Origin of the sequence: Kiloniella majae, from assembly GCF_002118315.1 — a bacterium.
GTDB lineage: Bacteria > Pseudomonadota > Alphaproteobacteria > Kiloniellales > Kiloniellaceae > Kiloniella > Kiloniella majae.
The window spans coordinates 405,117-428,147 of record NZ_MTSZ01000003.1 but is presented as its reverse complement, the minus strand read 5'-3'; the positions used below and the strand labels follow the sequence as shown (position 1 = coordinate 428,147).

24 protein-coding genes and 1 other RNA gene are annotated in these 23,031 nt (G+C 47.4%); 4 read left to right on the top strand and 21 right to left on the bottom strand.

Features of this window, described 5'->3' with window-relative positions; genetic code table 11:
* Positions 1-46: 46 nt before the first annotated feature.
* The 16 genes from glmM to BKB51_RS11515 form a co-directional block, all read right to left on the bottom strand.
* The gene (gene glmM, locus BKB51_RS11595; protein WP_085901239.1) at positions 47-1,402 is read right to left on the bottom strand and encodes a phosphoglucosamine mutase; all 1,356 of its coding nucleotides are present in this window, start codon (positions 1,400-1,402) and stop codon (positions 47-49) included.
* A gap of 49 nt (positions 1,403-1,451) precedes the next feature.
* Positions 1,452-2,525: a dihydropteroate synthase gene (folP, locus tag BKB51_RS11590; RefSeq protein ID WP_085901238.1), complete on the bottom strand. Its 1,074-nt coding sequence runs from the start codon at positions 2,523-2,525 to the stop codon at positions 1,452-1,454.
* Positions 2,526-2,614: 89 nt separating this feature from the next.
* On the bottom strand, positions 2,615-4,555 hold the full coding sequence (gene ftsH, locus BKB51_RS11585; RefSeq protein WP_085901237.1) for an ATP-dependent zinc metalloprotease FtsH: 1,941 nt from the start codon (positions 4,553-4,555) through the stop codon (positions 2,615-2,617).
* A gap of 89 nt (positions 4,556-4,644) precedes the next feature.
* Positions 4,645-6,018 carry a tRNA lysidine(34) synthetase TilS gene (tilS, locus tag BKB51_RS11580; RefSeq protein WP_085901236.1) on the bottom strand — a complete coding sequence of 458 codons (1,374 nt, stop codon included), beginning with the start codon at positions 6,016-6,018 and terminating at the stop codon, positions 4,645-4,647.
* A 23-nt stretch (positions 6,019-6,041) separates the two neighbouring features.
* The gene (gene ybgF / locus BKB51_RS11575) at positions 6,042-7,091 is read right to left on the bottom strand and encodes a tol-pal system protein YbgF (protein ID WP_085901235.1); all 1,050 of its coding nucleotides are present in this window, start codon (positions 7,089-7,091) and stop codon (positions 6,042-6,044) included.
* Positions 7,092-7,254: 163 nt separating this feature from the next.
* A complete protein-coding gene (gene pal / locus BKB51_RS11570) occupies positions 7,255-7,776 on the bottom strand; it encodes a peptidoglycan-associated lipoprotein Pal (protein ID WP_085901234.1) in 522 nt (173 codons plus the stop codon).
* A 164-nt stretch (positions 7,777-7,940) separates the two neighbouring features.
* Positions 7,941-9,278 (bottom strand): Tol-Pal system beta propeller repeat protein TolB, encoded by a 1,338-nt coding sequence (gene tolB, locus BKB51_RS11565; RefSeq protein ID WP_085901233.1) that lies wholly within the window; start codon positions 9,276-9,278, stop codon positions 7,941-7,943.
* A gap of 96 nt (positions 9,279-9,374) precedes the next feature.
* Entirely contained in the window at positions 9,375-9,503 is a 129-nt protein-coding gene (locus BKB51_RS21255; RefSeq protein ID WP_255312248.1) for a hypothetical protein, read from the bottom strand.
* 170 nt (positions 9,504-9,673) lie between these two features.
* Positions 9,674-10,633 (bottom strand): hypothetical protein, encoded by a 960-nt coding sequence (locus BKB51_RS20755; protein WP_158090216.1) that lies wholly within the window; start codon positions 10,631-10,633, stop codon positions 9,674-9,676.
* A gap of 11 nt (positions 10,634-10,644) precedes the next feature.
* A complete protein-coding gene (tolR, locus tag BKB51_RS11545; protein WP_046508266.1) occupies positions 10,645-11,100 on the bottom strand; it encodes a protein TolR in 456 nt (151 codons plus the stop codon).
* A 1-nt stretch (position 11,101) separates the two neighbouring features.
* Positions 11,102-11,872 carry a protein TolQ gene (gene tolQ / locus BKB51_RS11540; RefSeq protein WP_085901230.1) on the bottom strand — a complete coding sequence of 257 codons (771 nt, stop codon included), beginning with the start codon at positions 11,870-11,872 and terminating at the stop codon, positions 11,102-11,104.
* 58 nt (positions 11,873-11,930) lie between these two features.
* Positions 11,931-12,392: a tol-pal system-associated acyl-CoA thioesterase gene (gene ybgC / locus BKB51_RS11535; RefSeq protein WP_276327918.1), complete on the bottom strand. Its 462-nt coding sequence runs from the start codon at positions 12,390-12,392 to the stop codon at positions 11,931-11,933.
* Positions 12,393-12,403: 11 nt separating this feature from the next.
* Positions 12,404-13,492, bottom strand: coding sequence for a Holliday junction branch migration DNA helicase RuvB (gene ruvB, locus BKB51_RS11530; RefSeq protein WP_085901228.1), 1,089 nt, complete (start codon positions 13,490-13,492; stop codon positions 12,404-12,406).
* Entirely contained in the window at positions 13,489-14,115 is a 627-nt protein-coding gene (gene ruvA, locus BKB51_RS11525) for a Holliday junction branch migration protein RuvA (RefSeq protein ID WP_085901227.1), read from the bottom strand. Before ruvA ends, ruvB begins: the two co-directional genes overlap by 4 nt.
* The gene (gene ruvC / locus BKB51_RS11520; RefSeq protein WP_218044009.1) at positions 14,112-14,699 is read right to left on the bottom strand and encodes a crossover junction endodeoxyribonuclease RuvC; all 588 of its coding nucleotides are present in this window, start codon (positions 14,697-14,699) and stop codon (positions 14,112-14,114) included. Before ruvC ends, ruvA begins: the two co-directional genes overlap by 4 nt.
* Positions 14,700-14,727: 28 nt before the next feature.
* Positions 14,728-15,480, bottom strand: coding sequence for a YebC/PmpR family DNA-binding transcriptional regulator (locus tag BKB51_RS11515; RefSeq protein ID WP_085901226.1), 753 nt, complete (start codon positions 15,478-15,480; stop codon positions 14,728-14,730).
* Positions 15,481-15,730: 250 nt separating this feature from the next.
* Between BKB51_RS11515 and BKB51_RS11510 the strand changes: the two genes are divergently transcribed.
* Positions 15,731-16,036 (top strand): hypothetical protein, encoded by a 306-nt coding sequence (locus tag BKB51_RS11510; RefSeq protein WP_085901225.1) that lies wholly within the window; start codon positions 15,731-15,733, stop codon positions 16,034-16,036.
* Between the two features lie 11 nt (positions 16,037-16,047).
* Here BKB51_RS11510 and BKB51_RS11505 read toward each other — a convergent pair whose 3' ends face one another.
* The 5 genes from BKB51_RS11505 to BKB51_RS11485 form a co-directional block, all read right to left on the bottom strand.
* Positions 16,048-16,869 (bottom strand): TIGR00282 family metallophosphoesterase, encoded by an 822-nt coding sequence (locus tag BKB51_RS11505; RefSeq protein WP_085901224.1) that lies wholly within the window; start codon positions 16,867-16,869, stop codon positions 16,048-16,050.
* A 219-nt stretch (positions 16,870-17,088) separates the two neighbouring features.
* A complete protein-coding gene (locus tag BKB51_RS11500; RefSeq protein WP_198946711.1) occupies positions 17,089-17,697 on the bottom strand; it encodes a 5-formyltetrahydrofolate cyclo-ligase in 609 nt (202 codons plus the stop codon).
* Between the two features lie 57 nt (positions 17,698-17,754).
* A non-coding RNA gene (gene ssrS, locus BKB51_RS11495) (6S RNA) lies at positions 17,755-17,911 on the bottom strand.
* 9 nt (positions 17,912-17,920) lie between these two features.
* The gene (locus BKB51_RS11490; protein WP_046508248.1) at positions 17,921-18,262 is read right to left on the bottom strand and encodes a cell division protein ZapA; all 342 of its coding nucleotides are present in this window, start codon (positions 18,260-18,262) and stop codon (positions 17,921-17,923) included.
* A gap of 4 nt (positions 18,263-18,266) precedes the next feature.
* Complete coding sequence (locus BKB51_RS11485; RefSeq protein WP_085901223.1) at positions 18,267-18,491, bottom strand: hypothetical protein; 225 nt, start codon at positions 18,489-18,491, stop codon at positions 18,267-18,269.
* A gap of 290 nt (positions 18,492-18,781) precedes the next feature.
* Between BKB51_RS11485 and tkt the strand changes: the two genes are divergently transcribed.
* The 3 genes from tkt to gap all read left to right on the top strand — a co-directional run bounded on the left by tkt (position 18,782) and on the right by gap (position 22,938).
* Positions 18,782-20,797: a transketolase gene (gene tkt, locus BKB51_RS11480; RefSeq protein WP_085901222.1), complete on the top strand. Its 2,016-nt coding sequence runs from the start codon at positions 18,782-18,784 to the stop codon at positions 20,795-20,797.
* A 29-nt stretch (positions 20,798-20,826) separates the two neighbouring features.
* Positions 20,827-21,825 (top strand): class I fructose-bisphosphate aldolase, encoded by a 999-nt coding sequence (locus BKB51_RS11475; RefSeq protein WP_085901221.1) that lies wholly within the window; start codon positions 20,827-20,829, stop codon positions 21,823-21,825.
* Between the two features lie 102 nt (positions 21,826-21,927).
* Complete coding sequence (gene gap, locus BKB51_RS11470) at positions 21,928-22,938, top strand: type I glyceraldehyde-3-phosphate dehydrogenase (RefSeq protein ID WP_085901220.1); 1,011 nt, start codon at positions 21,928-21,930, stop codon at positions 22,936-22,938.
* Positions 22,939-23,031: the final 93 nt, after the last annotated feature.

Genomic DNA, 23,031 nt, shown 5'->3' with positions numbered 1-23,031 from the left:
CAAGCTACTTACCTAAAAGACTGGCGTTACAAAAATCAGAAAATGATTACGTTACGTTAGAGATTGTATCCGAAATCTCGGACACAACTGTGTTGACAAGATCAGAGTCTTCACCTTCGGCCATGACGCGGATCAAGGGTTCAGTACCTGATTTTCTGATCAGTACACGTCCGGTTCCATCCAGCTGTGCTTCCCCTGCCTTTATCGCATCCTGCACCTTGCCCATGCCCAAAACATCATCCAACGGCACGCCGCTTGTTATCCGAACATTCTTTAACAACTGAGGTAATGGTGTAAACCCGCGCACAACTTCGCTAGCCGGACGATCTGCTCTAATAACGGCAGCCAATACCTGTAGTGCCGCAATCAACCCATCCCCGGTTGTGGTATGATCACTGATAACCATATGACCGGATTGTTCACCGCCAAGATTGTACCCCTGTTCACGCATGGTCTGAACCACATAGCGGTCTCCGACAGGTGTACGAATAAGCTCTAACCCAAGATCCTTCAAATAGGTCTCAAGCCCCATATTCGACATGACAGTTGCAACAACGCCGCCCCCCTTCAGAAGTTCGCGGGCGTGAAGCGTTTTGGCAATAATCGCCATTACCTGATCACCATCGACGATTTGACCGTGTTCATCTGCCAAAATCAGGCGATCTGCGTCTCCATCAAGTGCAATACCTATATCCGCACCATGCGCAACAACCGCTTCCTGCATCAAACTAGTCGCCGTCGCACCACAATCCCGGTTGATATTAAATCCATCCGGCGTTACCGCCACAGGAATGACCTCGGCACCCAACTCATAAAGAACCGTCGGCGCAACTTTGTACGCAGCCCCATTTGCACAATCGATAACAACCTTCATTCCATCCAGTCGTAAATCTTTAGGGAAGGTATTTTTTACAAACTCGATATACCGACCAGATGCATCATCCAATCGCCGAGCACGCCCGAGCTTTGTACTGGAAGCAAGAGGAATTGACCTGTTGTCCTGGAGGCGTGCTTCAATTTTCGCTTCAACATCATCTGACAGTTTAAAACCATCAGGACCAAACAATTTAATTCCGTTATCTTCAAAAGGGTTATGTGATGCGGAAATCATCACCCCCATATCTGCCCGCATGGAACGCGTTAACATACCGACAGCCGGCGTTGGTACCGGCCCCAAAAGAACTACATCCATACCAACCGAGATAAAACCAGCGGTCAAGGCGGGCTCCAGAAGATAACCAGACAAGCGCGTATCTTTACCAATAACAACAGTATGACGGTGGTTCCCCCGCAGGAAATGTGCCCCCGCTGCCTTTGCGACAGCTAATGCAATCTCTGCAGTAACCGGCTCTTCATTGGCTTTGCCTCGGATGCCATCTGTTCCAAAGTATTTACGGCTCATTTAATTCTATAACTCCAACACCAGCGATAATATTTTAATTATATTTTTGCTACACAGCTTGCTTTATAGCCCGCCCAATTGCAAAGGCCTGGCTTGTTTCAGCCACATCGTGAACCCTGAACATCTGTACCCCACGATCAAACCCCACTAACGCACAGGCAAGTGATCCTGCAACACGATCTTTTGGTTCTTCGCCTTGTGACAGCTTTCCAATAAAACTCTTTCGGCTCACCCCAAGCAAGACCGGACATCCGATGCCATGTAAAAGGGACAAGCTATCCAATAATCTGAGATTATGATCCACAGTTTTCCCAAAGCCAATACCCGGATCAACGGCAATCATATCTTTTGGAATACCTGCATCCAGGCAAGCCTGAACGCGCGATTGCAAATAGTCATATATATCCAATGCTGCATCTTGATATTGCGGATTAGCCTGCATGGTTTCGGGTGTACCCTGCATATGCATCAGGATAACAGGGACTTTGGCTTTTGCCGCAGCTTCAAGGCTTTCCGCATCACCTTCCAAAGCAGTAACATCATTGATGATCGCTGCACCCGCCTGAACCGCCTCCGCCATTACCTTTGCATGTCTGGTATCAATGGAAACCAGTGCACCTGCCCGGGTAAGTTTCTCGACAACTGGAATAACACGCCTCAGTTCTTCATCTAACGAAACTGGATCAGCACCTGGACGGGTCGATTCACCACCAATATCAAGAATGGTTGCTCCCTTGTCGATCATACGCAAACCATCATCAACCGCTGTACTGGCAGAATAACGATCCCCTCCATCAGAGAAGGAGTCCGGCGTTACGTTAATGACCGCCATTACATGTGGGCGAGACATATCCAGCCCGGCAAAAGAAGACCTTGGCTGTCCTAAAGTTGCCAAAAGATCAGATGCAGCAGAAGTTAGGTCCGTATGCTTATTGTCCGTTAACCACGGAAGAATTTCTGTTGTTGGAAGAACGTGCCGCTCCCTGATGTCACCAGACAACGATCGAATCGTAACTTCGGCAGCACCAAAGCTGTTACCATTACCCATAAAGGGTAATGCCTTACCAACAGAACTATGGCTGGGTGATACCCCAACCGGACGAATATAGAGTTTATCGGACATGAGATACCTGCGGATATCTGTGAAACCACCAAGGCCTCACAGAATGCGAGGCCTTGGTTGATTAATTAATAAGAATAGAAAGAAACCGATCAGCTCTCTGGCTGTGGTTCCGGCGTTGCGCCACCCTTATCATCTTTTTCGTCATCACGATGAGCTTTACCGCTCTTGGGCACAGATGCACGAGGTACTTCTGAACCATGTCCAGAATTACTATCATCACTGCGGTCTATTTTGCCTGTCTTAAGAAGCTGATCAACATCTTCCCCAGAAAGAGACTCGTATTCCAACAGTGCTTTGGTAATAAGCTCCAATTGATCACGGTGATTTGTCAAAACGTCCCGAGCTTGCTGTTCAGCGGCTTCAATAATACTGCGAACTTCATCATCGATCATTTTCTGGGTTTCACTGGAAACACTCAGGCCATTATCGCCACCACCACCGTAGCTAAATGGATCATCCTGTCGAGATACATAGCGCAAACGTCCTAGCTTCTCACTCATGCCGTATACCATCACCATGGAACGAGCCATGTTTGTCGCCTGCTGAATATCATTTCCAGCACCCGTCGTAACATTATCAGCGCCGTAAATTAGCTGTTCTGCTTCACGACCACCAAACATCATCGCAAGACGAGCCTTCATTTCCATAACCTTGTAACCAAGACGATCACGCTCTGGCAGGTTCATTGTTACGCCCAGCGATTGACCACGAGGAATAATTGTCACTTTATGAAGCGGATCATTACCTTTGACGTGGATGCCAACAAGAGCATGCCCAGCTTCATGATAGGCGGTCATTTCTCTTTCTTCATCTGTCATGACCATGGAACGACGCTCGGACCCCATCATGACTTTGTCTTTTGCATCTTCAAAATCAGACATGGTGACCACGCGCTTACCGGATCTTGCCGCAAGTAGAGCAGCTTCGTTAACCAGATTAGCTAAGGCCGCACCGGAAAACCCTGGTGTTCCCCGCGCAACAACACGCGCATCAACATCAGGAGCCAGAGGTACTTTTCGTAAGTGAACCTTAAGGATTTTTTCACGTCCGAGAATATCCGGGTTTGATACTGTAACCTGTCGATCAAAACGTCCAGGACGTAGAAGAGCCGCATCAAGAACATCAGGACGGTTAGTCGCCGCAATAATGATCACGCCTTCGTTTGATTCAAAGCCATCCATCTCAACCAGCAGCTGGTTGAGGGTCTGTTCGCGCTCATCATTACCACCGCCCATGCCGGCACCACGGTGACGACCGACAGCATCAATCTCGTCAATAAAGAGAATACATGGCGCATTCTTCTTACCTTGTTCAAACATATCACGGACACGGCTGGCACCAACCCCCACAAACATTTCAACAAAATCAGAACCAGAAATAGTAAAGAAGGGAACGTTGGCTTCACCAGCGATAGCCCGTGCCAGCAAGGTTTTACCCGTACCCGGAGGTCCAACAAGCAAACACCCTTTTGGAATTTTACCGCCCAAGCGCTGGAATTTCTGAGGATCTTTCAGAAACTCGACAATTTCCTGAAGCTCTTCCTTGGCTTCATCAATACCGGCAACATCATCAAAGGTCACACGCCCTTGTTTTTCAGTCAGCAATTTAGCCTTGGACTTACCAAAGCCCATTGCTTTACCGCTATTACCCTGCATTTGACGGAAAAGGAAAATCCAGACACCAATCAAAAGGATCATTGGGAACCATGAGATCAGGATCTGTATCAGAGTTGACCCTTCTTCCAATGGAACGGCTTTCACAGTCACACCGGCATCACGCAGCGTTTCAACCAGTTTGGGATCATCAGGCGCATAGCTGGAGAACTGACGCCCATCACTAGAAACACCTTTGATCTCGCGTCCCTGAATAGTGACAGAAGAAACTTGTCCAGATTCGACCTGGGTTAGAAACTCAGAATAAGCTACCTGTTGTTGCCCGCTCTGAGACGATGGTCCCTGAAACAAATTAAACAAAGCAAACAAAAGCAGGGCCACTACAATCCATAGGGCTGCATTACGGCTGAAATTCAAGGTAACGACCTTCCAAAAAATCTAGGCTGCACCCAAACAGGCGCAGCAAAATGAATCACTTCTTCCTAGAAGATAATGCGCTTACGCTCCTAAGCAACCGTAAAGGGCAACTGAATCAGCATATTTTTTGGTTCGAATCGCATTTTCATCCGAATTTTATCGATCCAGTCCGGATTCAGGTACTCCAAATGGGGAACGGTTATGATTTTATCCCCAAGATAAACAGCAGGCAGACTATATCGGACAAAGCGGGAAACCCCGACATTTTTAACTGCCGGATGTAAAGCGCACAGATCCTGCCACCCTCTTTCACCTAATGTTTGCAGTATTAGACTATCACTTTCCATTTCGTCATTAACCTGCACAAAGAACCTGTTATCCCACAGGTATTCCTGTCCCGGGGTTAACGACAGCTTTGGCACCAATCTGTTTTCTCGAACAACAAAGAGAACATCATCTTTTTTTATTATTTCACATCCCGCAAGGGTCGCCTTAACGGGTTCAGTGCCCATCAGTGATTGAACCAAACGATCCAGCTTATTGGTTTTAGGAGAATAATTTCCTCCACCAACTGTCAGAAGTGTCCGCTGTAAAACCCGTTGAAATATTTCCATCTGGAATTTTTCCGATTCGCGGAAATCAATTTCAACGTACCCAACCGGATTCAATCGTACTCTTTGATCAATAAAAGCATCGGTCTTCTTTTGCAGTGAACGGCGAATTCGCCCTAAACTATGCGTAATGCGTTCTAAACTGCTTTTTCTTAGCCCTTGTCGCTCCAGTGATGGAAGCTGATGTCTGATCCGGTTTCTTAGATAATCTGCCCGCTGATTACTCGGCTCTTCGATCCACCCCCAACCGCAATACTTGAGCGTTTCGATCAAGCGTTCTTTCGGAAAGCTGAGTAAGGGGCGGATGAGTGTCATGGCTCCGTCTTGCCGCTGCATGGAAATACCAGCCAAACCATCAGATTTACTCTGACGGACAAGCCGCATCAGAAAGGTTTCAATTTGATCATCAAGATGATGCCCAAGGGCTAGAAAAAAAATCTCTTTCTCTTTACACCACCCAGCAACCAGATCACGTCGTGCCTTTCGCGCCCGAACTTGCGAACTGCCTTTTTCTTGCTCTTCATCAGACAGAGATCGGGTGAGAACGTCGTGCTGAATTCCTTCTGCTACAAGCCGTGCATGCACCCATTGAGCTTCAATACCTGATTCTGGACGTAGGCCATGGTCTACAGTCACAGCAAAGAGCTCACCACCTTTTGTCTTCACCCAATTCCTGAGTAACAGACATAGCGCCATACTGTCGGCACCACCGGATACAGCAACCCCAATCCGAAAAGGATTGCGAGGAAGAGCTATCACAGACATCAACTGTGCAAACTCTTCCTCTTCAATAGGCCATAACTTGTTAGCTGGCTTTGGTTGAAGCACCTTTTCAGGCGGCTTATCACTCACAGGAAACTCTTTGCTTATGGAATTTATGGGCAGTTCAAACGTTGAGATTCCTGCCCTGCACGCTGCTTAACAATAGCACTTGCATTTGGATAACGATTGATCAACTCACCAAACGTACCACAGGCATCGGATGTGTTACCAAGAGAAGACAGGGATAGACCAAGCTTCAAAAGGTTGTCCGGTGCTTTAGAGGAATTGGGGTAGCGTTGGAAAGAATCTGCAAAGGTGATCGCAGCTTGTTGATAATCACCACGCACGTAATAGGTCTCGCCCAACCAGTAGGTCGCATTACCTGCCAGTGAATCTTCAGGGTGGCTTTCGACAAAGGTAGAGAAAGCCTGCTCAGCTTCATCGTAGCGAGCTTGCCGAAGCAACCCAAAAGCATAGTCATACTGTTCTTTAGGCGTATCGCCCGGAAGAGTATAGCTTGCAACTTCGTCAGACCGTAATCCGCCCTGGATCAAACTCTGTGGCGATGCACTGTCAACAGCCGTATTTGGTGCCGTTGCTGCCTGTTGTTGTGTGTTGAAATTATTCAGGTCTTCCGCGGGTATCGTTCCCAAAACACCGGGTTGCCCGGATGCTGGCGGTTGCCCCGTTGCTTGCTGAGCTTGTGAAGCAGTATTCGCAGCAAGATTCGTGCCCTGCTGTCCAGTTCCAGATTGGGCGCCAACTTGTGAGCCATTTTCCAAATTCTGCAAACGCAGATCGGTATCAGCAACAAGCTTGTCCAGCCTTCTGCCAAGCTGATCGAGACGGAAATTTACCTCTTCAAACTGCCCGGTCAAACTCCGCATCTGACTTTCAACTTGGGAAAGACGAAGTTCCAGCCGTCCCGCATTGGCACCACCTGTGTTGGTTCCAACAGCGGCGAGTTCTTCGGCAGATGGCGTTTTGCCCTGATAAACATGTTGTTGTAGCGTCACCAATTCACGTTGAAGGCGATCAATTTTATTAACTAACCCCTGTACTTGTGAGTTTTGCGCCCAAGCGCTTGCTTGCATTGCCATCACAACAAACGCAGCCCCGGCCCCTAAACGAAACGTTTTCAAACTTACAGCCATCAATGACATTTTTTCTTGCACCCTTAAACGGTAGTAGGTCCTGAACTTATATAGCCTTATATTGGTGAGATTGTGGCACACCAAAAACCAGCTCACAGAAGCAATAATTTAACAAAAAAATCCCGTTTGGTTGTGTAACCAAACGGGATTTTTATAAGATCAGTCTATGCGCTTAGTTTACAACGAAGACTGCACGACGGTTCTGAGCCCATGCTTCTTCGGTAGAACCGAGAACTGCTGGACGCTCTTTACCGTAGCTTACGACCTGAACGCGGTTTGGATTTACACCAAGAGCAACAAGGTAATCGCGTACAGAATTTGCACGACGCTCACCAAGAGCCAAGTTGTATTCACGTGTTCCACGCTCATCAGCATGACCTTCAACAGTCAATGTTACAGCTGGGTAGCTGTTCATCCAAACTGCAAGAGCTTCAGTTGTTTTCTGACCTTCAGCCTGAAGATCACTTTGGTCATAACCAAAGAAAACACGGTCACCAACGTTTACAACGAGGTGCTCCAGAGTACCAGGCTGTGGTCCCTGAATAGAAGAAGAACTTACAGACGAGGACTGGTCAGTTGTACCAGTTGTTGCAGATGAACCGTCGTTTGATCCGTCTGCATTGTTATCAGAATTGCTGGCACAAGCACTTAGGAACAGTGCGGCTGCAAACATGGTGAGCAACTTAAAGCGCATAATTTTTTCGCCCTCTCGAGTAATACCCGAATACTAAAATTGTTAGGTGATCTGTCTGAAACAACAGATCAACGAAGAAACTCAATAAACCCCCAGTTACACCGATTAAATCGGGAAACGTCCCCGACTATAACGATATAACTGTTATTTATCAAGCATACAGCTTATTGCAATAGTGGAGACCAAGCCGGATCAACTCCATCAAGAGGCGTAACCACCTCTCTTTCGTTATATCCTGACAGATCAACCGTATAAACTTTGCTTTTCACCTTACCACGACTATCGGACTTGCCCTGTTTGTAATAGGACAGGACACGACCATTCGGAGACCAGGTTGGACCTTCAGCATGATAGCCTTCGGCCAGCATGCGTTCACCTGATCCATCCGGCTTCATCACACCGATATAGAACTTTCTACCGGAAAGACGTGTGAAAGCGATCAAATCACCACGAGGAGACCACACAGGTGTCGCGTAACGCCCTTTATTAAAAGAGATTCTTTTCACGTTGCCACCGTTAACATCCATCACATAAAGCTGCTGGCTACCACCTCGGTCAGAGTTGAATACAACCTTAGATCCATCAGGAGAATAGGACGGTGACGTATCAATAGCCGGGTGATTTGTCAGACGGGAAAACTTTCTGGTCCGAAGATCCATAGTATAAATTTCAGTATTTCCGCGGTCCGCCAAACTCATCACAACAGAGTTTCCATCGGGTGAGAATCGTGGCGCAAAGCTCATTCCCTTGAAGTTCCCTAGAGTTTCTTCGCGACCAGTTTGCAGATCAAGAAGCTTTACCTTTGGAACATTCCCCTCGAATGACAAATATGTGATCTCTTGTGACGTTGGTGAAAAACGCGGAGTAAAGACATCAAACCTGCCATTCGTCAGGAATTTATGATTGAATCCATCCTGATCCATAATGGCCAAACGTCTTTGGCGTCGATTCTGAGGTCCCGTTTCGGATACATACACAACCCGGGTATCAAAATATCCTTGTTCCCCGGTCAGACGCTTGTAGATCGCATCAGAAATACGATGAGCAATACGTCTCCAGTTGGTTCTGGTTGATGTATAGGAAAAACCGGTCATCATGTTTTCCGCATAAACATCCCATAAACGGAATTCGACACGGACTTTACCATCGCCTTGAACCCGTGCAGATCCTGTCACCAATGCCTGCGCATTAATTAAGCGCCAATCCCCAAAACGAACGCCGACCTGAAGAGAGTTCTGATCCTGAATAAACGCTTTGTCATCAATTGGCTTAAACAGTCCTGTACGCTCAAGATTAGCAGAAATCACCTCGGCAATATCGCGCCCGATTAGCTGTTCTTCCGGCTGTCCGCCGTTAAAATCCGCAACAGCAACGGGTAGAGGCTCAACAAAACCTTCAGTAATATTTACATTGATTTCAGCTTGGGCAGAAAAACTACCTATCGCCATTCCCAACACACTGACCGCGGCAATCAGCAACCCGCGCGTTGCCTTTATTAACATCACTGTTCTTCTCCCGTTCTTTGCCCGAACATTTTTGACGGATCAAATCGAATATTAATCACTTTCCAACCGTCATACAGATCGGCTGGTAATTTATTAAGGTCCGCACTCCACGAGTGCTTTACTAAGTTCACTAGACGCTAGGTTAAAGACATCATCATGATCGAATCTCTCACGATCAACAACGATAACCTCTTCAACATTACCATCAAGAGACAACTTCATTGATAACTCAACAATAGTATCTAACGAAGAATTGGGGCTAAAATTTGTTTTCCAGCATTCGCCAATTATTTCCAAAGGCGTAATCGGCTCGGCAATCGAAAAACTTTACGAACACAAACAAAACCCGCAAAACAACCACACCAAAGTAAGCTTACAATGAAGCTTTGAAATCATTGCCCAAACATCTTAGACGGATCAAATTTCAAGTTTACTGTTTGCCAATCACTATATAGGTCAGTTGGAAGTTTATAAGGTGCACAGCTAATCACAGCACGCCGAGCATTTTCAGCCGCAGTCCTGAAATAAGCATCTTTATTAAACCTATTTTGATCAACAATCTTTACACTATTAATACTGCCGTCCTGGCGCATTTGCATAGAGATCTCTACGATCATTTCATCAGCTTGTAATGCACCAGCATCTACCCGCCAGCAACGTTTCATCTGTTGTTGAAGTGATCGTTGAATATCATTGATCTGTGCAGCGGAAGCACGTTGTCGTGTCGGCGTAGTTGGTGCCTTACCTTTAGTCGTGGTTTTCTTTGGTGCAGATTTCAGCTTATCCACATTTTTCAAGATAGAAGTTAGTGCATCGACTTTCGGCTTAGGCTCTTCCTCTTTCTTCACGACTTCCGGTTTAGGTTCTGGGCGTTTAGGTGGCTTCGGACGCGCCTTTGGTTTTGGCGGCAAAGCCTTCTTCACTTCTTCAGGCTCTGGTTCAATATTTTCAATAAGCTCCGGCTCTGGCGCTTCAACTTTCAAAGGTTCCGGTTCTGGAGCGGGCTCAGGCTCAGGAATAGGATCTGGGATTGGTTCCGGAGTTGGTTCAGGTTCTGGAGCAGGTTCTGGCTGTGGCTCTGGTTCGGGTTCTGGTTGAGGCTCTGGTGTTGGTTTTGGCTGAGGTTCTGGTTCCGGTTTGGGTTCTGGCTCAGGAAGCTCTTCTGGCTCGGGTTCAGGAATATCCTGTTCTGGTGCTGGTGGCTTTTCTAAATCAAGCTCCGCAAGTACCACAAACTCAACAGGGACAACCTGCTCAGCAAGAAAAGGCTTGTTAAAGCGTGGTAATCCAAAAATTACAAACGCCAACAACGCCATGTGCATTAATAAAGAAACAGCAATGCCTGTACGCATATTCTTAGCGACTACTTCTTTTCTTTGGGTAATTCAGCAATCAAAGCGACCCTGTCATAACCCGCACTGTTAACAAGGCTCATCACCTGCATGACCCGTCCGTAATCGATAGCTTTATCACCACGCACGTAAACACGCGTATCCGGTTTATTCTCTGTAATTGCATTCAGACGAGGAACCAGCTGCTCTTCTGTAACCTTGGTTTCTTGCAGAAAAAGCTCACCCGTGGCGTTTACAGAAATAACCAGCGGTTCTTCCGATGCATTCAGTGTTTTAGCTTGCGCTTTGGGCAAATCGACAGGCACCCCGACGGTCAACAAGGGTGCCGTCACCATAAAGACAATCAGGAGCACAAGCATAACATCCACAAAGGGCGTTACGTTGATATCACTCATCGGTTTGCGGCTAGAACGTTTCCAACGACCGCTTCCTTTGGATGAACCACCACCAAGTGTCGGCGCTGCCATTCTAGTGCTCCTCTAGCTGACGAGAGAGAATCGCACTGAACTCACCTGCAAAAACTTCCAGTCGCGCGCCATAACGCCCGATATCACTGGACAGTTTGTTATAGGCAAGCACTGCTGGAATAGCTGCAACAAGACCAAGAGCCGTTGCAAAAAGAGCTTCTGCAATCCCTGGCGCAACAACAGCAAGGCTAGTGTTCTTAGAGGCCGCAATTGAGGTGAAGGCATTCATAATGCCCCATACTGTCCCGAAAAGACCGATGAAAGGCGCAGAGGATCCAACAGAGGCAAGGAAGACCATACCTCTTTCCAGAATGTCCATCTCGCGGTTCAGGCTAATGTCCATTACGCGGTCAATACGCTGTTGCAAACTGACACGGGCATGATCGCTGCGGCTACCATTGCCACGACTACTTGCCCGACGCCATTCACGCATCGCAGAAATAAAGATACTGGAAACCGGGTCAGAGGGGCGCTTTTCAATACGATCATAAAGATCATCCAAAGAGCCACCAGACCAGAAGGCTTCATCAAACTGATCAGCTCGGCGACGCAAGCTACGCAATTTCACGATTTTATCAATCATGATTGCCCAAGACCAGATAGAGGCAATAATGAGGATAAAGATAACGATTTTTACAATCAGATCGGCTTGAAGAAATAATCCCCATACACTGAGATCATGAACAGCTGCTGCCCCACCCAACGCAACAGAATCAACAACTTCGCCACCAAGACCAACTGTCTCGACTGTTTCTACAACTTCATTTGCCATCGGCTTTGACAGCTCCTTTTAGCACCCTAAACTCATTCCCCAAACTTACGGCCCAGGATTACACCCCGAACTTACCCAAAGTCTGACTTATTTCTGATGGGATCCTTGCGGGTCCCCCCTTTTCATCCACACAAGCAATACGAATATCGCAGTGAACTAGTGGAACATCGTCCCGATAAATAATCTGTTCAAACGCAAAGCTTGCGCCTTTCATTTGAGTAATTCTGGACTTAACAACCAGTAAATCATCAAGATACGCTGGCTGCGCGAACTTAAGAAAGCAATCTTTTACGGCAAAAAAAAGGCCAAAACGCTTACTTAGATCTGTCTGTTCAAAATCAAGGAGCCTTAAAATCTCTGTCCGGGCTCGCTCTGCAAACTTCAAGTAATTGGCGTGATAGACAATTTTAGCATTATCCGTGTCTTCGTAATAAACACGTACGGGATAGTAATGACTGCCCTTTTCGAACACTCCGGTAAGGGGAAGATCACAAATTTGTTTCATGCCAGTTTCAGTCACCTATGCCCCAATCACCCGATTTCATTGTTATCGCCGGGGCTATCGTCTGATGCCCTGGCACCAGAAAGAAGATCCATTTGCGATGATCTCCGGGCCTTAATCTCAACAGGTTCGTTCAAACCCAGATATTTATATCCCGTTGAACTAAGCAAACGACCACGTGGTGTTCGCTGTAAAAATCCCTGTTGGATCAAATAGGGCTCAATGACATCTTCGATGACATCCCGTTGTTCGGACAAAGCAGCCGCAAGGGTTTCTGCACCGACAGGACCGCCACCATAGTTTTCTGCAATAACCTTCAGATATCTACGGTCCATGGCATCAAGTCCCTTTTCGTCAACGTCCAGGCGACGCAAAGCCACATCCGCATCAGCAGCTTCAATCAACTCAACACCAGCGACAGCCGCAAAATCTCTCACCCGTCGTAACAATCGACCAGAGACCCTGGGCGTTCCTCTTGCCCGACGCGCAATTTCAAAAGCCCCATCATCACTCATAGGCGCTTCAAGAATTTTGGCTCCACGAGCAACAATTTGCTGTAATTCCTCTGGCTCATAGAACTGAAGCCTTAGCGGAATTCCAAACCTTTCGCGCAATGGTGTCGAAATCAATCCAGACCGTGTCGTTGCTCCGATTAAGGTAAAGGGCGGCAGATCGATTTGCACAGATCTTGCGGCTGGTCCTTCACCAATAATCAAATCCAACTTAAAATCTTCCATCGCTGGATAGAGAATTTCTTCGACCACAGGGGACAAGCGATGAATTTCATCAATAAAAAGAACATCATGTGGCTGCAGATTTGTTAAGATCGCTGCCAAGTCGCCAGCTTTGGCAATAACGGGACCTGATGTTGCCCGAAAGCCAACGCCGAGTTCGCGGGCGACAACCTGAGCCAGCGTCGTTTTCCCTAGACCCGGTGGACCAAAGAACAACACATGGTCAAGTGCGTCACCACGCTGTTTCGCAGCTTCGATAAAAATATGCAGATTTTCACGTAATTGGCGCTGCCCGATAAATTCCCCAAGACTTAAGGGACGGAGCGATTTCTCTGCGCCGTCTCCTTCGGAAAATTCATTGGATACTAATCTGTCGTCGCTCACCGCATTAACTCCGCAAGACCACCGCGAATAAGTTCTTCAAGCGGCGTATCAGCCCCTTGCTCGCTGGATATTTTGGCAACAGCGCTATAAGCTTCGGACCGTCGATAACCCAGGTTGACTAATGCAGATATTGCATCTTCTGAAATCGCCATCGGCGTTGCCGCAGGCTTTCCTTCTGCCGCAGAACTATCAACAATTTCGCCTGACGTTCCCAGTGAAAGCTTGGCAATTTTGTCTTTAAGTTCGTTCATGATGCGAATAGCCAGCTTGGGTCCGACACCGTTTGCCCGGGTTAACGTGGTTTTATCCTGAGCAGCAATGGCTACAGACAACTCATCCGGGGAGATAGCAGACAGAATCGCAAGACCAACCTTTGCCCCTACCCCCTGAACCGTGCCAAGCAAGAGATACCATTCTTTTTCAGCCGCCGTTGCAAACCCGAACAGATGGATGTGATCTTCTCTGACATGGGTTTCGATTAACAGACTTGTCACTTCGCCTTCGCCAGGAAGAACAGAGAGCGTACGACTGGAACAAAAAACAATATATCCAACGCCACCAACATCGAGCATAACCCAGTCATCCCCAGTGGAATCAACCTTTCCGGTCAGCTTTCCGATCATCTAAATTTCTTCCCCCGCGTTTTGCCTGTTTTCTTCACAGCTCTTGGGTCTTCAATTCCTGCCTTTTTCAAAGCGGCACTGATTGGATCTTCCGTTCCCTCAGCCCATTTTCTGCCTGTCGAAGCATTATGGGCATGACAAATGGCAATAGCCAAGGCATCCGCAGCATCAGAGGAAGTAATTTTACATCCCGGTAACAGACGTTCAACCATCATCTGAACCTGATCCTTGGTTGCATGACCTGTTCCAACGACTGATTTCTTGACAATCATTGGCAAGTATTCACCAACAGGCAGGCCAGCTAATGCCGGGGTGATAAGGGCAATACCACGCGCCATGCCAAGTTTGAGCGTTGAACTTGGGTTCTTGTTGGCTAGTGTAATTTCGACAGCCGCTTCGTCGGGTTGATAATCAGCAAGGACCGCCTGAATACCGTCGTGGATTTCCACAAGTCGTCGGGGCAATTCGTTCGTTGACAGCGTTTTTACAACACCATTGGCAATATGATGCAGACTGCTGCCTTCTGATTCGATAATTCCCCACCCGGTAAAACGAAGGCCGGGATCGATTCCAATGATCCGCATTATCTCTGGACCCGGCCTCCTCTATGACTTAGCCAGCTGTAAGCTTGGCCATAATTTCATCGTCGATTTCAAAATTAGCACTAACATTTTGAACATCGTCGTTATCATCGAGTGTATCAATCAACTTCAACATTGTTGAGGCCTGATCTTCGTTCAAGCTAATGGTATTTTGTGGTTTCCATTGCAGACCAAGCTCTGTCGGAGGACCAAATTTCTCAATCAAGGCATCACGAACATCTGCAAAATCGCCGGGATCACAAATAATTTCGTGATCATCATCCGTGCTCTCGACGTTATCTGCACCCGCTTCAACCGCGGCTTCGAACATTGCATCAGCATCCGCAACAGCCGCGGGATAGGTCAAAGAACCAACACGATCAAACATGAAAGAAACGCTTCCTGTTTCCCCCAAATTACCACCAAGCTTGGAAAAAGCAGTCCGAACTTCCGATGCTGTCCGATTGCGATTATCGGTTGATGCATCAACAATCACAGCTACGCCAGCCGGACCATACCCTTCGTAACGGACGTCTTCGTAGTTTGCGACGTCTTCCCCGCCAGCAACACGTTTAACAGCGCGATCAATGTTGTCTTTCGGCATGTTCGCAGCACGTGCAGCCATGATGGCATTACGCAAGGTCGAGTTTTGCTCTGGATCCGGTAATCCAGAACGGGCTGCAACCATAATTTCGCGTGTATGGCGTGCAAAGATTTTCGCACGTTTTTTATCTTGAGCACCCTTGCGGTGCATAATGTTCTTAAATTGTGAATGGCCTGCCATGAGCAGAATTCCTAGCTCTCGTATTATTAAACAGTATTTTTAATTGCCTTCTAGCAGGATTTCGCGGCCAGAAGAAGCCCTAATAGAATTGTTTTCTTTTTTCGACCACGCCCCCACCAAATGATCATCGCCTATTATGGCCTTGAAATTTGAGAAACCTAGCCAAAATCATTAACTAAAGTTTAAGCTAAAATGCCTAGAATAGGCCATCGTTAACCGAAGAACGTGATATCTGGATCGGGTACACATCATGGCAGAGAAGTTTCATATCCTCGATTTCCCTGAGGACAGTCAACTCAATGAAAAAGAGTTCTCAAAACTTGCAGAACAAGCTGCTGATCTGACAGAGGATTACGCGTTTTATTCAAATCTGGATGCCTTGAGCACGCTTATTGAAACCGCAAGCCCTTCTTCAGACAAAACATCAGAGGCGGCCTCACAGACGACATCCAGGGCATCCTCTATCGCCAAAGATACGCTTCAACAAACAGGTATGATGATTGACGAGGTTCAGCGATTTAAATCTTTATCCGAAAAAATCGCTAAACACTCATAACTCAATACAGTTTAGTCAATCTGCGGAATCGTTTGAGACAACCGTCCACCAACACGAACGGGTTCAACGCGAGTAGCTAAACCTGTGGCATCATCTGTTTCGATATACAACGCACACAAAGTCGCCTCACCAACCGCTGGGCTCATACGTTCTGTTGGCAGCTTTTTTGTGAAGCGGGCCACAGGAACTTCTTTTTTCATGCCAATAACCGAATCATAATCTCCGGTCATACCAACGTCACTTTGATAGGCTGTCCCATTAGGTAGCACCGTGTGGTCAGCAGTTGGCACGTGAGTATGAGTTCCAACGACAAGGCTAACCTTGCCATCCAGAAAATGTCCCATAGCCATTTTCTCACTGGTTGCTTCCCCATGGAAATCAACCACAACAGCGGAAAGTCCCTGTTGTCCCATTTTATAGCGATCCAGTATTTTGGAGATCGCGGCAAAAGGGTCATCCAATGGATCCATAAAGACCCGCCCCATGGCGTTCATCACCATAATCTTGCGCCCGCCCGGAACCTCATAGAGCGCAGCCCCGCGCCCCGGCGCACCTTCGGGATAGTTCAAGGGACGCAACAAACGATTTTCATTGTTAATATAAACCATGCAATCCCGTTGATCCCAGCTATGATTACCACCGGAAACCACATCTGCGCCGTGATCAAAAAACTGCTTACAGATTTTTTCTGTGATCCCAAAACCTGATGCCGCGTTTTCGCCGTTCACAATAACGAAATCCAGTTTCAGATCCCGGCGAAGTCCTGGCAAGTGAGCAACAATTGCATCACGACCGGAACGCCCGACAACATCACCACAGAACAATAATCTCATAACAGTCTCTTCATTTACGAATTACTGAGGAAGGTAACCCTCTTTCAATACAGTGTCGTACTACCCTTTGCTGAGCGGCTTGGCAAAGGGTTTACCTGAAATAGCCTTGATCCCGATAACATATCAAAGATATCGGTTTGAAAACACCAACCTCTAAGGATCTGATCCAGATTAAAAGATGGCTTATTAAAAGATGGATTGAAGTTAACGAGAAAAGCATCAAGAAAGTTTAATGACTTCCTGTTCCGTCACAATATAGTCCAACGGTTGATCATAAGGCCCACGAATAACGGCCGGCATTTCCTGCCCGGCATAAGCAATACCAATAGCCGTAACAGATTTTTTAGCCCTTAACTTATCCAGTGTTCGATCATAAAATCCGCCGCCATAACCAAGACGATATCCAGCGCGATCAAAAGCGAGGAGCGGCACAAAAAGAACGTCAGGCTCCAGCTCTTCCTTATCGGCACCAGGCTCTTTTGTTCCAAAGCCGGCATCATCAAGTGTATCGCCAGGTGTCCAGCCTCTGAAGATCAAAGGCTTACCAGCCCCCAACATAACAGGAAGTACGGGCTTGAAATTTTTATGATGTAAAGTTTGCAATAGAGGCATCGGGTCAAGTTCATCACCCAAGGGCCAATAGGCAGAAACGACGGCCTGTTCAGGAAGGGAAATCGTATCAAACAAACGTTTGCATAACCGTTCAGCAGCATCCGGGTTGTGCTTGTAGGCTTCTGCACGATTCTTCTTGGCTTCTTTACGAAGCATTTTTTTGCGCTGATCGATCTCATCAATATTCGATGTTGTCATCATCCCCTCCAAATCCATATCTATTTACCCAGATCAGGTCACCCTGACCAAGGCCTAATAAACCAGAGAGGAAAACGTGGTGCCGCGGCAACCGTCGGCTCAAAGTCCTCTTGCGGCCTGCATAAGCAGGTGGGCGCCATATGCCGAGACCACGATCCCGACAGGGACAGCTCCCTAAAGAAGATTATTGGCCCCAGGGATTTTACCAGCCTAACGCGCCCCGCAGCACCAGTGAGATCTTTTACTGATTTTCCAATCGGGCGGCAATAGATTCCAGGCGATCCGCACAACTTTCCAGCGCGCTTGCGACTTTCTCTGCTTCAACTTCGTCAGCAGCGGTATCTTTTTTGCCGTTTCCTGATTTACCATCATCGATTTGGATATAGGCTTCGTGTAACTCATCCGCAAGAAGCAAACTTGCCATAAGCATTAAATGTGCTTCACTAACTTGCCCCATTGATCCTTTAAGCTCATCAATCTTTTGATTGATATACTTGGCTAAGCCCAAAAGATGATCTTCCTGCCCATCCTGACAACCAACTGAATAGCGGCGTCCGTTCACGTTCAGTGTTACCTGCGCCATACTCTTAATTCTCCAGTGAGGCCGAAAGTTGACCGATCACCTTATCAAGGCGATCACCAACTTCTTGTTTTGTCGTTTTAAGTTCAGCATTCTCTTTCAAGCTCTGATCGAGAGATTTTTGCACCTCTTGAAGCGCTTCATCGGATTCGCTTGAAGTTGCCGCAATGTTTTTCTCAATTGTATCCACTGCAAGAGCAAGACGCTCCACAGCTTTCAGTAATCTCGTCATATCAAGAAACAGCCATTTGCTGAAATTTCATCCCCAGATCAGTAACCCAGCTCAATTACAGGGTAATATCAATATTCAACAGAATAAGATGCGCATCTTACATAGGTCAACCGCCTGTCTTACAAGTCTTTTCATTGTGTCCTTTATAGGGTCATTTCTCTGAACATAACAGGCATTCCTCAGATCACTGTTGACCTTGGCGGTGCAAAGGGGCATTTTGCCGCCGTTAATGGACCCCTGTCTTTAACACTACAGACAGGATAATCTGAACCCAACTGGGGACCTTGAATATGACTGCACTGCGCCTTCCCGTATCTGCTGCGGACGCCGCGCCAGGTAGCAACCACACTGATATGGCAAATGCCATTCGTGCTCTTTCCATGGATGCCGTTCAACGCGCGAACTCTGGACATCCAGGAATGCCAATGGGCATGGCTGATGTAGCTACCGTACTTTACAGCCGTTTTCTTAAATTTGATCCATTACGCCCTGACTGGGCAGACCGCGACCGTTTTGTTTTGTCTGCTGGTCATGGATCAATGCTGATCTATTCCTTGCTTCATCTGACTGGCTATCCAGACATGACAATGGATCAGATCAAAAACTTCCGTCAGTTGGACAGCATCACTGCTGGTCACCCTGAATTTGGTCATGCGCCCGGTATTGAAACAACCACTGGCCCTCTTGGTCAGGGCGTTGCGACAGCCGTCGGCATGGCCTTGGGCGAGCGCATGATGAACGCCCGTTATGGCGACGAAATTGTTGATCACTACACCTATGCAATTGCGGGTGATGGGTGCCTTATGGAAGGTATCAGCCACGAAGCAATTTCAATGGCTGGTCATCTAAAGCTCAGTAAACTGATTGTCCTTTTTGATGACAATGGTATCACCATTGATGGTTCAACGGATATGTCCGTTTCTGATAACCAGATCAAACGCTTTGAAGCTTGTGGCTGGGATGCAGTCGCAATCGATGGTCACGATCCCGAAGCAATTGCAACAGCAATCGAAGCTGCGCGCAACAGTAACAAACCATCTTTGATTGCTTGTAAAACAGTAATCGGTTTTGGTGCCCCAACCAAAGCGGGAACATCAAAAACCCACGGCGCCCCTCTCGGTGACGAAGAAATTGCTGGTACAAGAGAAAAAATCGGCTGGCCACACGCCCCGTTCGAAATTCCTGAGAACATTCTCAAGGCATGGAGATCAGCGGGTGAACGCGGCGCAGAATTCTCTGCTGCTTGGGATGCTGAACTTGCTAAAATCCCAGCTGACAAACGCAAGCTTTTCGAAGACCAGATGGCAGGTAAACTACCAGATGGTTGGAAAGAGACTTTCCGGGCCTACAAAACCAAAGTCAGCGAAGAAGCACCAAAACTGGCAACCCGTCAGTCTTCCCAAAACGCGCTTGAAGAGCTCACAGCGCTCATCCCGCAAATGATTGGTGGCTCTGCAGATCTCACAGGTTCCAACAACACCAAATCCGGTGTTCAAGGCCCTGTAAGTGCAGATAACTACGGTGGTAGCTACATATATTACGGTGTACGTGAACATGGTATGGCAGCTGCGATGAACGGACTTGCCCTTCACGGTGGCTTCGTTCCTTACGGCGGAACATTCCTTGTTTTCACAGATTACTGCCGCCCATCTATTCGTCTTTCTGCCCTTATGAAACAACGCGTTGTCTATGTTATGACGCACGATTCTATTGGCTTGGGCGAAGATGGCCCTACGCACCAACCTGTAGAGCACGTCGCCTCGCTTCGCGCTATCCCGAACCTCAATGTCTTCCGTCCCGCGGACGCTATTGAGACTGCCGAGTGCTGGGAGCTAGCGCTGGAAAGCGAAGGCACACCTTCTGTGATCGCTTTGACCCGCCAGGGACTTCCCGCACAGCGTAAGGATATATCTGTTAACTATTCCAGTTACGGTGCTTATATCCTTAATCCTTCTGTACTTGATCGCCAGGTCACACTGTTGGCAACCGGATCAGAAGTAGAGATTGCAATTGCAGGTCAGAAGCTTCTTGAAGAAATGGGCATTGGTACAGCCGTGGTTTCCATGCCATGCTGGGAACTGTTCAAGCAACAGCCACAGCATTACCGTGATGAAGTCCTCTCCCCCGGTACACTGACCGTTGCCGTTGAAGCTGCCCTTCCATTTGGATGGCACGAGTGGATTGGATCACAAGGTGCATTTGTCGGGATGACCGATTTCGGAGCTTCGGCCCCAATTGATCAACTCTACAAGAAGTTTAAAATCACACCTGAAGCCATCGTAGACGCGGTTAAAGCGCGTCTATAAAGCTTGGGATCTGTTAAAGGATTTTAGATATGACTGAATCACTTGCAGATATTGCACAGGCTCTTGTAACCAGCGGCAAGGGTATTCTTGCCGCTGATGAGAGCACAGGCACCATAAAAAAACGGTTTGATTCTATAAGTGTTGAATCAACCGAAGACTCCCGGCGCGATTACCGCGAACTTTTGTTCAGAGCAAAAGGCGGGAATGACTTTATCAGCGGCGTCATTCTGTATGATGAAACCCTTCGTCAGAATGCAGCTGATGGCACGCCATTAAGCAAAGTACTTCAAGATCAGGGGATCATTTCTGGTATTAAAGTTGATCTTGGTGCCAAGCCACTCGCAGGACATGACATTGAAACGATTACCGAAGGCCTTGATGGTCTACGGGATCGTTTGAAAGAATATGCAAAGCTTGGAGCTAAATTCACCAAGTGGCGTGGTGTTTATAAAATCACGGAAGAAACGCCCAGCTTTGCAGCCATTAGCGCCAATGCTCATGCTTTGGCACGTTATGCAGCGCTCGCACAGGAAGCAGGCTTGGTTCCAATCGTTGAACCTGAAATCCTCATGGACGGTGATCACGACATTAATGTTTGTCAGGCCATTAGCGAAGAAGTTCTACGTTCCGTTTTTGCAGAATTGGCGAATCAGGAAGTCGAGCTGGAAGGCATCCTTCTAAAACCCAACATGGTGATTGCCGGGCAGGATTGCCCCGAACAGAATTCTGTTGAAGAAGTAGCTGAACGCACTGTCGCAACCCTCTTGCGTTGTGTACCAGCAGCTGTTCCGGGCATTGTCTTCCTTTCTGGTGGACAAAGTGATGAGCTGGCAACAAATCATCTCAATGCCATGAACAAAATCAGTAGTAATCTGCCATGGAAGCTCAGCTTCTCTTATGGTCGTGCCCTACAAGCAGCCCCCCTCAAAGCTTGGGCTGGTAAAAAAGAAAATGCCGATGCAATGCAACAGGCATTTTTGAAAAGAGCCGAGGATAACAGCAGGGCGTCGACAGGCACCCTCGATTAATCCTCATCCCAATAAACACCCCATCCGAAAGGTTGGGGTGTTGTACTAAGAGGCAAAAGCCTCGAACACGTGTAACTAAATAAAGAAAATAGGTTCCAAATCATGACAGTCAAAGTTGGAATCAATGGTTTTGGTCGCATTGGTCGCCTCACACTTCGTGGAGCAATTGAAACCAATCGTGACGACATCGAAATCGTTGCCATTAACGCATCTGGCGATCCCTCTATCCACGCCCATATGCTTAAGTTTGATTCCGTTCACGGTACCCTCAATGCCGAGGTCGATGCGGATGAAGAAAACATCATTATCAACGGCAAAAAAATCAGAATGCTACATGATCGTGACCCGGCTAAATTGCCGTGGAGCGATTATGGTGTTGATATCGTACTGGAATGTACCGGTGCCTTTAACAATGTAGAAGGCTCTTCACTGCATATGGTTGGTGGTGCAAAGAAAGTTTTGATTTCGGCCCCTGCCAAAAAAGGCTGTGATCTGACAGTAGTGTACGGTGTCAATCACAAGCAACTTAAAGCAGACCACAAGATTGTGTCTAACGCGTCTTGCACAACAAACTGTCTGGCCCCGGTTGTCGACGTTCTGCAGAACCAAATCGGTATCAAGAACGGCTTCATGACAACCACCCACGCCTACACAGGTGACCAGACAACGGTTGATTCAAAACATAAAGACCTGCGTCGAGCACGCGCAGCTGCCGTTTCAATGATCCCGACATCAACAGGTGCAGCCCGGGCAATCGGTGAAGTTCTTCCTGAACTGGAAGGCAAGCTGGAAGGAAACGCGATCCGTGTTCCAACCGCCAATGTCAGCTGTATTGACCTGACCTTCACGGCTGAACGGGATACGACAGTCGAAGAAATCAACAACGCTATGATTGATGCTTCTAAAGGATACCTGAAAGGTGTTCTTGGCATTAATGCGCTACCACTGGTTTCCTGTGATTTCAATCACAACCCATCATCGTCTGTTTTCGATACCACACAAACCCAGATCATCGGCGGCAACTTTGTTCGCGTTCTGGCTTGGTATGACAATGAATGGGGTTTCAGCCTCCGTATGCTGGACACAGCTGTTGCAATGGGAAAGCATCTGTAAAAACAGATCCTTTTTTGATTTGAATGGGGTTCTTCTGAACCCCATTTTCTTTTTACCTTCTTATATTTCCCCTTTTTCTGACACGACCTATTC